The 13077-nt window shown below is 70.2% G+C and carries 19 protein-coding genes, 3 tRNA genes and 1 pseudogene; 12 read left to right on the top strand and 11 right to left on the bottom strand.

Features of this window, described 5'->3' with window-relative positions; genetic code table 11:
* Positions 1 to 16: 16 nt before the first annotated feature.
* From nusG to GEV27_RS03350, 3 genes are all read right to left on the bottom strand, one after another.
* Positions 17 to 829: a transcription termination/antitermination protein NusG gene (gene nusG, locus GEV27_RS03360; protein ID WP_243838779.1), complete on the bottom strand. Its 813-nt coding sequence runs from the start codon at positions 827 to 829 to the stop codon at positions 17 to 19.
* Positions 830 to 850: 21 nt separating this feature from the next.
* A complete protein-coding gene (gene secE / locus GEV27_RS03355; RefSeq protein ID WP_173490728.1) occupies positions 851 to 1072 on the bottom strand; it encodes a preprotein translocase subunit SecE in 222 nt (73 codons plus the stop codon).
* Positions 1073 to 1122: 50 nt separating this feature from the next.
* A tRNA-Trp gene (locus GEV27_RS03350) sits at positions 1123 to 1195 on the bottom strand.
* A gap of 146 nt (positions 1196 to 1341) precedes the next feature.
* Between GEV27_RS03350 and GEV27_RS03345 the strand changes: the two genes are divergently transcribed.
* Genes GEV27_RS03345 through GEV27_RS03335 form a run of 3 tightly spaced genes read left to right on the top strand, consistent with a single transcriptional unit; the run spans position 1342 to position 3260 of the window.
* Positions 1342 to 2391 (top strand): adenosine deaminase, encoded by a 1050-nt coding sequence (locus GEV27_RS03345; protein ID WP_309222007.1) that lies wholly within the window; start codon positions 1342 to 1344, stop codon positions 2389 to 2391.
* Positions 2388 to 2696 carry a DUF4190 domain-containing protein gene (locus GEV27_RS03340; protein WP_153910048.1) on the top strand — a complete coding sequence of 103 codons (309 nt, stop codon included), beginning with the start codon at positions 2388 to 2390 and terminating at the stop codon, positions 2694 to 2696. Before GEV27_RS03345 ends, GEV27_RS03340 begins: the two co-directional genes overlap by 4 nt.
* 27 nt (positions 2697 to 2723) lie before the next feature.
* Entirely contained in the window at positions 2724 to 3260 is a 537-nt protein-coding gene (locus tag GEV27_RS03335) for a DUF4190 domain-containing protein (RefSeq protein WP_153933466.1), read from the top strand.
* 3 nt (positions 3261 to 3263) lie between these two features.
* On the opposite strand, the pseudogene GEV27_RS03330 reads toward GEV27_RS03335, so the two are convergent.
* From GEV27_RS03330 to GEV27_RS03315, 4 genes and pseudogenes are all read right to left on the bottom strand, one after another.
* Positions 3264 to 4307: pseudogene (locus GEV27_RS03330) on the bottom strand (UDP-N-acetylmuramate dehydrogenase); the annotation flags it as partial.
* An 83-nt stretch (positions 4308 to 4390) separates the two neighbouring features.
* Positions 4391 to 4561, bottom strand: a complete 171-nt coding sequence (rpmG, locus tag GEV27_RS17640; RefSeq protein WP_108579795.1) for a 50S ribosomal protein L33 — start codon at positions 4559 to 4561, stop codon at positions 4391 to 4393.
* Positions 4562 to 4613: 52 nt separating this feature from the next.
* Positions 4614 to 4687, bottom strand: a tRNA-Met gene (locus GEV27_RS03320).
* A 54-nt stretch (positions 4688 to 4741) separates the two neighbouring features.
* Positions 4742 to 4814 (bottom strand) — tRNA-Thr (locus GEV27_RS03315).
* 73 nt (positions 4815 to 4887) lie between these two features.
* On the opposite strand from GEV27_RS03315, the gene GEV27_RS03310 reads away from it, so the two are divergent.
* Positions 4888 to 5415: a hypothetical protein gene (locus GEV27_RS03310; RefSeq protein WP_153933465.1), complete on the top strand. Its 528-nt coding sequence runs from the start codon at positions 4888 to 4890 to the stop codon at positions 5413 to 5415.
* A gap of 64 nt (positions 5416 to 5479) precedes the next feature.
* On the opposite strand, the gene GEV27_RS03305 is transcribed toward GEV27_RS03310, so the two are convergent.
* From GEV27_RS03305 to GEV27_RS03295, 3 genes are all read right to left on the bottom strand, one after another.
* The gene (locus tag GEV27_RS03305; protein ID WP_309222006.1) at positions 5480 to 6505 is read right to left on the bottom strand and encodes a quinone-dependent dihydroorotate dehydrogenase; all 1026 of its coding nucleotides are present in this window, start codon (positions 6503 to 6505) and stop codon (positions 5480 to 5482) included.
* Positions 6506 to 6525: 20 nt separating this feature from the next.
* Complete coding sequence (locus GEV27_RS03300) at positions 6526 to 7086, bottom strand: SAM-dependent methyltransferase (protein ID WP_208430738.1); 561 nt, start codon at positions 7084 to 7086, stop codon at positions 6526 to 6528.
* 85 nt (positions 7087 to 7171) lie between these two features.
* Complete coding sequence (locus GEV27_RS03295; protein ID WP_194839885.1) at positions 7172 to 7582, bottom strand: cyclic nucleotide-binding domain-containing protein; 411 nt, start codon at positions 7580 to 7582, stop codon at positions 7172 to 7174.
* A gap of 88 nt (positions 7583 to 7670) precedes the next feature.
* Between GEV27_RS03295 and GEV27_RS03290 the strand changes: the two genes are divergently transcribed.
* The 6 genes from GEV27_RS03290 to GEV27_RS03265 all read left to right on the top strand — a co-directional run bounded on the left by GEV27_RS03290 (position 7671) and on the right by GEV27_RS03265 (position 11794).
* Positions 7671 to 9263: an adenylate/guanylate cyclase domain-containing protein gene (locus GEV27_RS03290; protein WP_309222005.1), complete on the top strand. Its 1593-nt coding sequence runs from the start codon at positions 7671 to 7673 to the stop codon at positions 9261 to 9263.
* Between the two features lie 65 nt (positions 9264 to 9328).
* Entirely contained in the window at positions 9329 to 10129 is an 801-nt protein-coding gene (locus GEV27_RS03285) for an SGNH/GDSL hydrolase family protein (RefSeq protein WP_153654418.1), read from the top strand.
* Between the two features lie 80 nt (positions 10130 to 10209).
* Positions 10210 to 10386 carry a hypothetical protein gene (locus GEV27_RS03280; protein WP_153654420.1) on the top strand — a complete coding sequence of 59 codons (177 nt, stop codon included), beginning with the start codon at positions 10210 to 10212 and terminating at the stop codon, positions 10384 to 10386.
* Between the two features lie 31 nt (positions 10387 to 10417).
* The gene (locus GEV27_RS03275) at positions 10418 to 11347 is read left to right on the top strand and encodes a hypothetical protein (RefSeq protein ID WP_153933464.1); all 930 of its coding nucleotides are present in this window, start codon (positions 10418 to 10420) and stop codon (positions 11345 to 11347) included.
* A gap of 73 nt (positions 11348 to 11420) precedes the next feature.
* Positions 11421 to 11570, top strand: coding sequence for a hypothetical protein (locus tag GEV27_RS03270; protein WP_153654424.1), 150 nt, complete (start codon positions 11421 to 11423; stop codon positions 11568 to 11570).
* Complete coding sequence (locus GEV27_RS03265; RefSeq protein WP_153654426.1) at positions 11567 to 11794, top strand: hypothetical protein; 228 nt, start codon at positions 11567 to 11569, stop codon at positions 11792 to 11794. Before GEV27_RS03270 ends, GEV27_RS03265 begins: the two co-directional genes overlap by 4 nt.
* Here the strand turns inward: GEV27_RS03265 and GEV27_RS03260 are convergent.
* Positions 11728 to 11985, bottom strand: a complete 258-nt coding sequence (locus GEV27_RS03260; protein WP_228764915.1) for a Rho termination factor — start codon at positions 11983 to 11985, stop codon at positions 11728 to 11730. The genes GEV27_RS03265 and GEV27_RS03260 overlap by 67 nt on opposite strands.
* Positions 11986 to 12071: 86 nt before the next feature.
* Between GEV27_RS03260 and GEV27_RS03255 the strand changes: the two genes are divergently transcribed.
* Together GEV27_RS03255 and GEV27_RS18010 are read left to right on the top strand one after the other, a co-directional pair.
* Positions 12072 to 12941 carry an SDR family oxidoreductase gene (locus GEV27_RS03255; RefSeq protein ID WP_153654429.1) on the top strand — a complete coding sequence of 290 codons (870 nt, stop codon included), beginning with the start codon at positions 12072 to 12074 and terminating at the stop codon, positions 12939 to 12941.
* Between the two features lie 3 nt (positions 12942 to 12944).
* Positions 12945 to 13076: a hypothetical protein gene (locus GEV27_RS18010; protein WP_255489025.1), complete on the top strand. Its 132-nt coding sequence runs from the start codon at positions 12945 to 12947 to the stop codon at positions 13074 to 13076.
* Position 13077 lies beyond the last annotated feature (1 nt).

Raw genomic sequence — 13077 nt, 5'->3', positions numbered from 1 at the left:
GGCTCAGGTGCTTCGCTCAGACCTTCTGGATCTGGGTGAAGCTGAGCTCGACCGGCGTTTCGCGGCCGAAGATCTCCACGAGGGCCTTGACCCTCTGTGCATCGATGTTGATCTCGGTGATGGTCGCGTGCAGCGTGGCGAACGGTCCATCGACGACCATGACGGAGTCGCCGACCTCGAAGTCGGAGAACTCGACCTTGGCGGCCTTCGCCTGCTGCTGATCGGAGACGTCTGCCGCAGTTGCGACTTCGGCCTCCACTGCCGGGGCGAGCATGCTCTCGACCTCGGCAAGACTGAGGGGGACGGGCTGGTGGGAGTTGCCCACGAATCCCGTGACCGACGGGGTGTGGCGCACGACGCCCCACGACTCGTCGGTGAGGTCCATGCGGACCAGGACGTAACCGGGAAGGACGGTGCGCTTGACGAGCTTGCGCTGACCGTTCTTGATCTCGGCGACCTCCTCGGTCGGCACGACGACCTCGTAGATGTAGTCCTCGGCGTTGAGCGAGGTCACCCGGTTCTCGAGGTTCGACTTCACACGCTTCTCCATGCCGGAGTAGGTGTGAACCACGTACCAGTCACCGATCTGGTTGTGCAGACGGTCCTTGAACTCCTGAAGCGCGTCGACGACGGGCTCCTCGGCGTCCTCGGTCTCGCCGTCCTCGGCGCCGACAGAGTCCTCGGCGTCGGTGGCGGCGTCGACGTCGGCCTCGTCAGCCGCGGTGTCGACCTCGTCGGTCGTCTCCTCGGCGTCGGGCGCGTCGACATCGGCCGCGGCGGACTGCTCGTCCGCGTCGACGTCGATGTTCTCTTCGTAACCTTGAGTCACAGTGATCCTTTGGAGAATTGCTTAAGCGAAGATGGCGAAGGCTGCCTTGCCGAACCCGTAGTCGAGTCCGGCGACGATCGCCATCATGACGAGCACGAACACCAGCACGACCCAGAAGTAGTTGACGACCTGGGGGCGCGTCGGCCAGACCACCTTGCGGAGCTCGGCGATCACCTGGCGGTAGAACGTGATCGGCGAGGTGCGCTTGCCGGACGTGCCGGCCAGCTCGTGACGATCGCTCACGTGGTGCTCCTTGGTCAGTGTTCGTTTCGGTGCAGCGTGGTCATGTTGCGCAGGGCACGAGGGACTTGAACCCCCAACCTTCGGTTTTGGAGACCGATGCTCTACCAGTTGAGCTAGTGCCCTTCGGTCAAATTCGCCGAACCGCGAGCCGAACGAGGGCATGACGATTCAGAGTGAAAATTCACCGGTGGGTCAAGTGTACGTGGTGGGGTGTGCCGCCGTCGAACCGAGGCACGCAGGCCCGCCCGTCGGCTGGCAGGATGGATGACGTGTCCGACCCGGTTGAAGGCTTCCGTCCGGTCGCCGCCCTGCCCAAGGCCCATCTGCACCTGCACTTCACCGGCTCGATGCGGCACGGGACGCTGCTCGAGCTGGCCGAGCGCGACGGCATCCGTCTGCCCGCGTCGCTGACCGAGGAGTGGCCGCCTGAGCTGAGCACGGCCGACGAGAAGGGCTGGTTCCGGTTCCAGCGGTTGTACGACGTCGCCCGGTCGGTGCTGCGGACCGAGGACGACGTGCGGCGTCTCGTGCTGGAGGCTGCGCTCGACGACGCCGCCGACGGCTCGGTGTGGACCGAGATCCAGGTGGACCCGTCCGGCTACGCCTCCCGGTTCCACAACATGACCGAGTTCACCGACCTGGTGATCGACGCGGTGCGGGACGCCTCGGATCGCGCAGGCATCGGGATGGGCGTCGTGATCGCCGCGAACCGGACCCGGCACCCCCTCGACGCCCGTGCGCTGGCGCGCCTGGCCGCGCAGTACGCAGGCCGGGGCGTGATCGGCTTCGGCCTGTCCAACGACGAGCGGCGCGGCGACACACGCGAGTTCGGCCCGGCGTTCGCGATCGCCGAGCGCGCCGGTCTCGCGCTCGTCCCCCACGGAGGCGAGCTGCGCGGCCCCGCCCACGTCACCCAGTGCCTGGACCACCTGCACCCCTCCCGCCTGGGCCACGGCGTCCGCTGTGCGGAGGACCCGGCCGTCCTGGACCGGGTCGCCGAGAGCGGCGTGGCGCTCGAGGTGTGCCCGACGTCCAACGTCTCGCTCGGGGTCTACGCGACCTACGAGGAGGTGCCCGTCCGGATCCTGACCGAGGCCGGGGTCGACGTCGCCCTCGGCGCGGACGATCCGCTCCTGTTCGGCTCACGCCTGGCCGCCCAGTACACGATCCTGCGGGCCGCCCAGGACTTCTCGGACGTCGAGCTGGCCGAGCTCGGCCGGATGTCGATCCGGCGCTCGTACGCACCTGCCGAGCTGGTCCAGCGCTCGCTCGCCGGGGTCGACACGTGGCTCGAGACTCCCCCGGACGACGGTCGATGAGCACCCTCCGGCCTCCCGCTGAGAGTGCGCCCGGCGCCACGGCGTCGCTCGTCCTCGGCACCTGCGCGGTCGCGGGTGTCGTGCTGGTCGTCCCCCTGCTGCTCGGCCCCCTGGCCTGGTACCTCGGCGCGTCCGCCCAGCGCGAGGTCGAGCGGGACCCCACCCGGTGGTCGGGCGCGGGCGCCGCGCGTGCCGGCATGATCCTCGGGATCGTCGCGTGCGGGCTCATGGTGGCGACGCTGCTGCTGCTCGTCCTGGCCCTCACCGGGCTCACGATCGTCCAGGGCTACGAGTCGGGCTACTGAGCACCGGGCTGTGGGACGCTTGGGCACATGAGCGAGGACGAGCCCAGACAGCCGCAGCAGGATCCACCGCACCAGCCCAACTGGGGATCGGCCTATCCGCCGCCCGGGCAGCAGCCCACGCCCCCGCCGGGCTACGGCTATCCCCCGCCGGGCCAGGCGCCCCCGCCGGGCTACGGCTACCCCCAGCCGGGCTACGGCTACGGCCCGACCGCGCCCAAGCACCCCAACGCGACGACCGCCATGGTCCTTGGCATCGTCGGCGTCGCGGGCGGGCTGATGTGCTGGCTGCCGCTGCTCGCCTCGCCGTTCGCGTGGTTCTTCGGACGCAAGGCGATGCGGGAGATCGACGAGAGCCACGGACAGCTCCAGGGCCGCAGCGAGGCCAAGGCCGGATTCGTGCTGGGCATCATCGGCTCGGTGCTGCTCGCGCTGGCGATCGCGTTCGTCCTCCTGATCATCGTCCTGTCGCTGACGATCGACGACTTCTGGGACGACTCCGACAGCGGCACCTACAACACGATGGTGCGCTCGGCGTTCGCGACGCTCGGCACCCTCAGGGCCTGACGCCTACAGCGAGCAGCCGATCATCACCGGCTCGTTGACCAGCCGGATGCCGAAGGCCTGCTCGACCCCGTCCCGGACCTCCCGGGCGAGGTCGAGCAGCTCGGCCGTGCTGCCACCGCCCCGGTTGGTCAGAGCGAGGGTGTGCTTGGTCGACAGGGACACGTGCTGGTTGCCGTGGCCCTTGGCGAAGCCCGCGTGGTCGATCAGCCACGCGGCGCTCGTCTTGACCGTCCCGTCCGGCTGCTCGAAGCGCGGCGCGCCGGACGGAAGGGCGGCGGCCTGCTCGGGCGTCAGCAGCGGGTTGGTGAAGAACGAGCCCGCGCTCCACGTGTCGTGGTCGTCCGGGTCGAGCACCATGCCCTTGCCGCGACGCAGGCCGAGCACCGCGTCGCGGACGTCGGCCGCGGGGGCCCGGCCGCCGACCTCGACGCCGAGCGTGCGGGCGAGCTCGCCGTACGCGACGGGGGCGCCCAGGTCTCCCAGGGCGAGCTGGAACGTGACGCTCAGGACGACGTGGCGCTGGGGCTCGGCCTTGAACCGGCTGTGCCGGTAGGCGAAGCCGCAGTCGGCCGCCGCGAACGTGCGGACGCGGCGATCGTAGCGGTCGTAGGCGCGCACCGACGCGATGGTCTGGGCGACCTCCTGACCGTACGCACCGACGTTCTGGATCGGTGTCGCGCCGGTCGAGCCGGGGATGCCGGACAGCGCCTCGACACCGACCCAGCCCTCCTGGACCGCGCGGGCCACGAGATCGTCCCAGGGCTCCCCCGCCGCGACCGTGACCATCGCGCCGCTGCACGCATCGGCGTCCACCGTGACGCCGCGGGTCAGCACCCGCACGACGGTGCCGTCGAATCCCTCGTCGGCGACGACGAGGTTGCTCCCGCCCGCCACGAGCAGCAGGGGGTCGGCGGCCTCGTCCGCGACCCGGACGGCGTCGACGAGGTGGTCCTCGGTGGTCGCGTCGATCACGGCCCGCGCGGGGCCGCCGAGACGAAGCGTCGTCAGCTCGGCCAGGTCCATGGCCGCGACGCTAGCAGCGCGGGGCGAGGCCGCTGCGGGACGGTCGGGGAACGACGAAGGCCCCCACGAGCCGAAGCAGTGGGAGCCGTCGTACGAAGGACCTGAGGTCAGCGCGTCTCGCGGTGCGTCTGGTGCGTCTTGCAGCGCGGGCAGAACTTCTTGAGGTCGAGACGATCGGGATCGTTGCGACGGTTCTTCTTCGTGATGTAGTTGCGTTCCTTGCACTCGGTGCAGGCCAAGGTGATCTTGGGACGAACGTCTGAGCTCTTGCTGGCCACGGGGTGCCTCTTCTGATCGATGATGCTGGGGTCTTGCCTGTGCAGTTTGCGGTAGCTGGGGCGGGACTCGAACCCGCGACCCCACGATTATGAGTCGTGTGCTCTAACCACCTGAGCTACCCAGCCGCGACGGGCACGAGTTGCCTCGTGCCCGACGGACTCTTCATGTTGCGAGTCCTGAGCCCCTTTACGGAATCGAACCGTAGACCTTTTCCTTACCATGGAAACGCTCTGCCGACTGAGCTAAAGGGGCAAGCCGACAAGCAAAGATACCCGGTCGCACCCCCAGACACGAAATCGGGGGTACCTGGTGCAGGATGATCGCCATGACAGCCCGCCATCCCAACGGTTTTCGATTCAGCGACGAGTTCATCAACCGGTGGACCAGGCTGCTCGTCATCGCGCTGTTCGTCATCACGGGAGCCGGAATCGCCCTCGGGGTCGCGAGCGATGCGGACGGCGCTCCGGGCTGGTTGGGCGCGGCTGCCGCGGTGGTGCTGGTGCTCGGCATCGCCGGACCGATCATCGCCTCCGCGGTGCTCGGGGGCGAGGCGATCCGCCGGGGCGGGGGTGTCATCGGGGCGCTGTTCGCCGTCGGCCTGCTCGCCGGGGCGAGCGGAGCGGCTCTCGAGATCCCGTGGCTCATGTGGGGCGGCGGCATCGTGCTCGCGCTCGGCATCGTGGGCTTCTGGGTCATCGGCTGGATCGCGAAGGTGCCGATGTACATCGGCCTGCCCGGCGCCCACGGCAAGGTGGTCCAGCGCGAGGACGACCGACCCGAGGACCTGTTCGGTGGGGACGATCCCCGCTTGCGGGTCAAGCGCCCGCGGCGAGGGGGCACCGACGCGCGCTGAGGCAGCCGCCTCACCGCCCTGCGTCGACAGCCTGGTGGATCCGCTCGTCGAAGGCCGCGACCGATCAGACGACTGCCGCGGCCAGCCGGGAGGGCCAGCGGGGGCCCTCGTAGATGAATCCCGTGTAGCCCTGCACCAGGTCGGCGCCCGCGGCGATCCGTGCACGTACGTCGTCCGGCGTCGTGACCCCGCCGACGCTGATGAGCGCCAGCCGGTCCCCCACGCGCGCTCGCAGCCGGACGAGGACCTCGGTGGACCGCTCGGCCAGGACCGGCCCCGAGAGACCTCCGGCGCCCGCGGCCTCGATCGTCGCGCGGTCCGTGCGCAGCGACTCGGGGCGGGCGATCGTCGTGTTGGTGGCGCTGATCCCGTCGAGGCCCAGCTCGACCGCGAGGTCCGCGACCGCGTCGACGTCCGCGTCGGCGAGATCGGGCGCGATCTTGACCAGCAACGGCACCCGTCCGGACGGGTTGCGGTCCGCGACGTCCTTGACGGCCGCGAGCAGCGGGCGCAGCTCGTCGACGGCCTGGAGGTCGCGCAGCCCCGGCGTGTTGGGCGAGGAGACGTTGACCACGAGATAGCTCGCGTACGGGGTCAGCAGCCGTGCGCTCTCGACGTAGTCCGCCACGGCGTCCTCGGGCGGGGTCACCTTGGTCTTGCCGATGTTGACACCGATCACGGCGTCGCGGCCGGCCTTCGTGCGGCGCAGGCGGTGCAGCCGCGAGGCCACCTCCGCGGCGCCCTCGTTGTTGAAGCCCATCCGGTTGATGATCGCGCGGTCCTCGACGAGGCGGAACAGCCGCGGACGGGGGTTGCCGGGCTGCGCCCGTGCGGTGACCGTGCCGATCTCGACGTGGCCGAAGCCGAGTGCGAGCAGCCCCGGGACGGCACGGGCGTTCTTGTCGAAGCCGGCCGCCAGCCCGAAGGCGTTGGGGAACTCCAGGCCCATCACGGTCCGCGGAGCGTACGTCTGCGGCAGCGCAAGACGGGTCGCGAACCGGCCGGCGCGGATCGCCGCGAAGCCACGCTCGTGGGCCTTCTCAGGATCCATGGAACGGAAGACGGCGTCGAAGAAGGCGCGATAGACCACGTCGCCAGCGTATCGGCCCCTCACCCTCGGGCCAGCACGTCCAGCCTGAAGTCCTCCTCGATGTGCTCGACGACCCTGACCAGGCCGTCGCACTCGACGATCTCGCGGTGCGCCTCGTCGCCCGTGCACGTCGCGGCCTCGAAGGGGTGTCGCCAGTGCACCAGGACGAGGTGCCCGTCCGGTGCCAACGTGTCCATGACGTGCGCGAGCACCTGCACGCGGCCGCTCGCCGAGAGGTAGTAGAGCAGCTCGGACAGCACCACCAGGTCGAGCGGGCCGGTCGGCCACTCGTCCGGCACGGACTGCCGCTCGAACTGCACGTGGGATCCGGGCACCCGCGTCCTGGCGCGGTCCAACGGGGCCGACACCGGATCGGTCGCGAGGAGGGTGTCGCACCGCCCCGCGAGCATCTCGGTCAGCGTGCCGATCGAGCAGCCCGGCTCGAAGCCGTGGCCGTACCGCTCCCTCGGGAGGCTCGCGACGGTCAGTGCGTGCTTGCGCCGCTCGTACTCGCGCTCCGCCAGCTGCCACGGATCGCTCGACTCCGCGTACAGGCCCTCGAAATAGTCTGCCGAGGTCACGCGGCCACCCCCTTGCGGCTACGTCGAACTGCCGGCTCTGCGCGGCCGGCACACCCACACCATGCCATCTCCGGGCACGGCGTGCCTAGTCGCTGCCGAGCCGCTCCTGGGCCATGGTCCGCATGGTGTCGGCGAAATCGGCGTCGTGCTCGATGAGCTCCTGCAGCGCGTCCTCACCCAGGCGCACCGCCGAGATCTGCGACGAGGCGACGACCGAGGCGTTGCGCAGGCGGTGGTTGACGAGGGCGATCTCGCCGAAGACCGCGCCGGGCCCGAGGGTCGCCAGGGTCTGACCGCCCTTGCGGATCTCGACCGTGCCGTCGAGCACGATGTACGCGGAGTCGGCCGGCGTCGACTCCATGATGATCGACCAGCCTGACGGGATGTTGACCTGCGTCCCGACCGTCGCGATGCGGGTGATCGCGTCGCTGTCGAAGTCGGTCACCCGGGTGAGGCGGTCCACGACCTCGGGGTCGGCCTTGGGCTTGCGGAGCATGGGAGTTCCTTTCGTCGCGGCGCGGCGCGCCGTGAGATGTCGGATGCTTTGCCACACGGTAACCGCCGTCACGGCTACCTTGTGTGGCGTGAGCGAGCGTTGGAGCATCGACCGGCTGCTCGGTCCGCCGGACCAACCCGCAGGCCGGCTGCGCGTCCGGGTCCAGCTCCTCCTCACGACACTGCTGATCCTGACCAACGTCATCGGCGCCGCGATCGTCTTCGGCCTGACCTTCCTCATCACCCCCGGGGGCGGGCCGGACGCGTCCTATCTCGCCGCGCTGGCCATCGCGGTCCCGGTCTACGTCGCGACCGCCGTCGTGGTCGGGGCCACCCTCATCACGGTGGGCGCGCTGCGGGCGCTGCGCTGGGTCCGCGAGGACGACGTCCCGACCCCGCAGGAACGCCGCACGGCCCTGCGCATGCCGTGGCGCATGACGCTGATCCAGCTCGGCCTGTGGTTCTGCGCCAGCGTCGTGTTCACGGTCATCGCCCTCGTGATGCAGCCCGAGGCTGCGCTCAGCGCGCTGTTCGCGGTGGGCATCGCCGGCGTCGTCGTCAGCGCGATCGCCTACCTGATCACGGAGTTCGTCCTGCGGCCCGTCGCGGCCCGCGCCCTCGCCGGGCGGGCCGCCCACGACGAGCTCGGCGTGGGAGTGGAACGCAAGATGGTCGTCTTCTGGTGCCTCGGCACCGCCTCCCCCGTGCTGGGGCTGGTCGTCGCGTCGGTCATCGCCCTCACCCGTGACGACATCGACATCGACCGCCTCGCGTACGTCATCCTCGGCCTGGCCGCCGTCGTCCTCGTCTTCGGCCTCCTGGTCACGGTGCTCAACGCGCGCTCGATCGTCGCACCCATCGAGTCGGTGCAGGCCGCCCTCTCGCGGGTCGGCGACGGCGACCTGGACGTCGAGATCCGCGTCGACGACGGCACCGAGCTCGGCCTGCTGCAGTCCGGCTTCAACGAGATGGTGCACGGCCTGCGCGAGCGCGAGCAGATCCGTGACCTGTTCGGCCGGCACGTGGGGCACGCGGTCGCCCGCGCCGCGACGACCGGACGTGTCGAGCTCGGCGGCGAGACCCGGATCGTGTCCGTCCTGATGATCGACCTGGTCGGCTCCACGTCGTACGCGACGAATCGTCCGCCGGCCGAGGTCGTGGACATGCTCAACCGGTTCTTCGCGATCATCGTTGAGGAGGTCGACCGGCGCGACGGCCTCGTCAACAAGTTCATGGGCGATGCGGTGCTCGCGATCTTCGGGGCTCCTGCGGACCTGCCCGACCACGCGACCGCCGCACTCGAGGCCGCGCGGGTCATCGCGGGCCGCATCGCGCGCGAGATGCCCGAGATCGGCGCGGGCATCGGGGTCTCCACGGGTCAGGTCGTCGCCGGCAACGTGGGTGCCCGGTCCCGTTTCGAGTACACCGTGATCGGCGATGCGGTGAACTCGGCCGCGCGGCTCGAGGAGCTCGCCAAGGACGTGGACGGCGGCGTCCTGGCGGCTGCGGCGAGCCGGGAGGCAGCGGGCCCGGCCGAGCAGGAGCACTGGACCGAGCACGACCGCATCGTGCTGCGGGGCCGGGCCGAGCCGACGTCGACCGTACGACTCGCGGACCCGGTCACCGCGGCCGATTCCCCCTACGCCGCCAAGCAGCAACGAGCATCCGAGCCGGTCGAGTGACGCACTGTCAGAACCCGCCAACCGATTCCTGAAAGCGCCCACACCCAGGCCCTCTTCGTGAGAGGGTGACACCAATTCAGAATCGTGAACTGCGCGCAACTGCTCGAGAGCTTGGCTGCCGACCACGACACCCTCTGGCCTCTCCGAGAAGAAGTGAGCATGAAGAGATTCCTCGTGGTCTTCGCGATCGTTACGTGCCTATTGGCCGCCCCCCCCAAGCAAGTTCCGCGGCGAAGTCACGAGGCGATCTCGTCGTAATTGGAGACTCGATCTCAGACGCGGCGTTCTTCAAGACACTGGGCGGGAAGCCCGATCAGATGTGGTGGGCAAAGCTCGGCCGTAAGACGCGAACCACTCCCCGCGTGTACGCCGAACGCGGGTCGGGATACACCCGGCCCGGCAAGTGCGTCACCACAACAATTGGCCAACGCATCGGCCGCAAAGCCATGGCCACGCGGATGAACAAGGCCAAGATCGTGGTCATCGCCGCAGGCGTGAACGACTACCGCAAGTGCGTTTTCCGGGCCGATGGCACCTACTATCTCGCCCCGACATCTGGCGAGGAAGTCGAGGAGGCGATCTCCGCGGCCTTCGATGAGCTTGACGCTGCGGTCACCTACGAAGCGAAGGTGATCATCACGGCTCCGTACGGGTCCCGCCCCGAGCTCAAGCAGTACCGGGAACGTCTTGTCAGATCACTCCGGGCGCACTCCGAAGAGCACGGCTTCCAGTATGTTGACACCGCGCACGGCACCCTCTGGGGCAAGTCCAAGTCCAGGGACCGCATCCATCCCACCGCGAAAGGCATGCAGCGCCTCTATCGCGACATCTACATGAAAAGCAACCTCCGCAAAAGGTTCCGGTAGCGCCAGGACCGCACGGCCATTCGGGTAACCTATGAAGTCGTTGACAAGGTCAACTGCGAGGTTGCGCCGAGGAGCACCACATGAGCAAGTACCAGATCCGCGACGCCCAGGGCGAGGTCCTCGCCGAGGACACCTTCGACACCTTCGACGACGCCAACGTGTGGGCGACCGAGCAGGACGCCGAGCCCGGCTGGACGATGTTCCAGCAGATGGGCGGCGACTGGGTGCCGGCCCGCCACGACCCGCTGCCCGACTAGCAGCGGTCCGGTCGGTGGGACGATGCTCGCCATGACCGATGACTCGAGGTCGTGGGAGATCGCCCGGCGGCTGTACGCCCTGCCGCGCGCGGACTTCATCCCTGCACGCAACGCCGAGGCCCGCGAGCTGAAGGGCTCGGACGGCGACCTCGCCCGCGCGGTCGCCACGTGGGGCAAGCCCACCGCCGCCGCCGACCTGGTCAACCGGCTGGTCCGGGCCCGGGCCGACCTGGTCGACGAGGTCGGCGAGCTCGGCCGGCGCCTGCGATCGGCCCAGCGCCGCTCCGAGGCCGCCGAGCTCCGGGGCCTCGACCGGGAGCGGCGCGCACTCGTCGGCCGTGCGGTCGACGCTGCACGAGCCGTCGCCGAGGACGGTGATGGCCACGCCACCGACGCCACACTTCGCGATGTCGAGCAGACGGTCTGGGCGGCCGTCGTGGACGCCGGCGCCTTCGCCGCGTTCCGGGCCGGCGTCCTCGTGCGCCCGATGGCGCCCGGCGGCTTCGGCGAGGTCGACGTCTCCGCGTCCTCGGCGCTGCCCGTCGAGGCGGACGAGAGCGCAGAGGACACCGCGCCGGTGCCGCCGCGGGCCCGCCCCGCCGCCGCGCAGAAGACAGAACCGCCCCGGCCGCCTTCCCCCACCCCCGAGCAGCTGGCGGCCCGCCGCAAGGCGCGCGAGGACCTCGACGCCGCGGCCCAGGACCTGGCGGCCGCGCAGCAGGCGTCCGAGGAGGCGGCCCGTCTCGCCGAGGAGTCCGAGCACCGCGCCGAGGACCTGCAGCGCGAGCGCGACGAGCTGCGCGAGCGGCTCGCCGATCTCGAGCGCGAGGCGCGCGAGAGCGTCCGCCTCGCGAAGGAGCAACAGGCCGCGCTGCGCACGGCCGAGCGCGAGCGTCGTACCGCGGTCGCCCGGCACGAGCGGGCACAGCGCCGTCTCGAGCAGGCCGAGGACGTCCGCTGATTCGAGTCGACACCGGGTTTGACCGCCGGGTCAGCGGGGTACTCGCGCCGCCATGATGACGATGTTGGGCGCCATGACGACCACACCGGTCCTGATCACCGCGGAGATCGCCTCCGGCCTCGGGGCCGCCATGTCCACGACCCTGGGCCGCCCGGGTCGCGAGCGCCGCTCCTGGCTGCGGCCCGCGCACCACGTCCTGCCGGCGACTGGACGCACCGCATGAGCGACGAGACGCCTTCCCCCATCCAGCCGAGCGTCGAAGAGGTCGACGCCGAGGTCCGCGCCAAGCTGACCGGCCAGAGCGTGTCCGACATCGCCCAGCAGGCCGAGAGCGCGTACGCGACGATCAACGTACGGCTGACGGGCGAGCAGCTCGCGGACTACGCCGACGCGGTCAGCAACGGCGCGGCCTTCGACATCACGCAGGCGGTCGAGCGCTCGTCCTGAGCTTGGGGGACCGTCCAGTCCTCGTACGACCCCGACTCGCCGCCCTTGCGGGCCACGGAGGACTTCGAGCGTCCCTTCTGCGCGGCGGCGTTGGAGATCCGGGCCGCCTTCTCCTTGGACGCGCCCTGATCGCGGAGCTCCTCGTACATCTCGGGCTTCTTGAGGCTCGGGGCCTTGTCGTCCTTCGGCATCGCACTCTCCTCGTCGTGTCGTGGCCGCTGTCGTGGTGTCGGGCATACCCGGTTTCAAGCTGGGGCACTCAGGGCACCTGAACGACATGACTTCTGACAACGGATCCACCCAGTTCCCCGAGCAGCAGCAGACCCCTCCCGGCCGGACCGACGCGATGGACCCGCTCCCCGACCACGGCGAGGAGAGCTACCGCGGCACCGGACGACTGAACGGCCGCCGCGCCCTCATCACCGGCGGCGACTCAGGCATCGGCCGTGCGGTCGCGATCGCGTACGCCCGTGAGGGTGCCGACGTCGCGTTCACCTACCTCGCCGAGGAGCAGGACGACGCCGACCAGACCAAGGCCCTCGTCGAGGCCGAGGGTCGTACGTGCCTCGCGATGATCGCCGACCTGCGTGAGCGCGAGACGTGCGACCGGGTGATCGAGGAGACCGTCGCGGGCCTCGGCGGCCTCGACATCCTGGTCAACAACGCGGGCTACCAGATGGCGCGCGAGTCGAGCCTCGCGGAGATGACCGACGAGAACATCGAGCGCACCTATCGGACCAACCTGTTCCCGGTCCTGTGGCTCGCCCGTGCCGCCGAGCCGCACCTGGCCGCGGGATCCTCGATCATCAACAACTCCTCGATCCAGGCCTTCGACCCGTCGGTGACGCTGCTGGACTACGCGTCCTCCAAGGCCGCGATCAACAACCTGACGGTCAACCTCGCGGCCCAGCTCGGCCCCAAGGGCGTACGCGTCAACGCCGTCGCGCCCGGTCCGATCTGGACGCCGCTGCAGCCTGCGACGCAGTCCCCCGAGAAGGTCGCCCACCTCGGTGAGGAGACACCTCTCGGCCGTGCGGGGCAGCCCGCCGAGGTCGCCCCGGCCTTCGTGTTCCTCGCCTCGGAGTCCGATGCGAGCTACGTCTCGGGCACCGTGCTCGGCGTGACCGGCGGCAAGGCGGTGTTCTGAGTGATGAGCACCTCACCCGACCGCCCCCTCGCCACCCCGCGTCCCGGCGATCCGGACCACCAGCCCAACGATCCGGAGGTCGAGGGCAACCCGGTGACCCATCCGAACCCGGCGGAAGCGCCGCCGAGCGACTGAG

This window comes from Aeromicrobium sp. S22 (assembly GCF_009661045.1).
In the GTDB taxonomy this organism is placed as follows: Bacteria; Actinomycetota; Actinomycetes; order Propionibacteriales; family Nocardioidaceae; genus Aeromicrobium; species Aeromicrobium yanjiei.
This window is presented reverse-complemented; position numbering and strand designations above follow the sequence as displayed.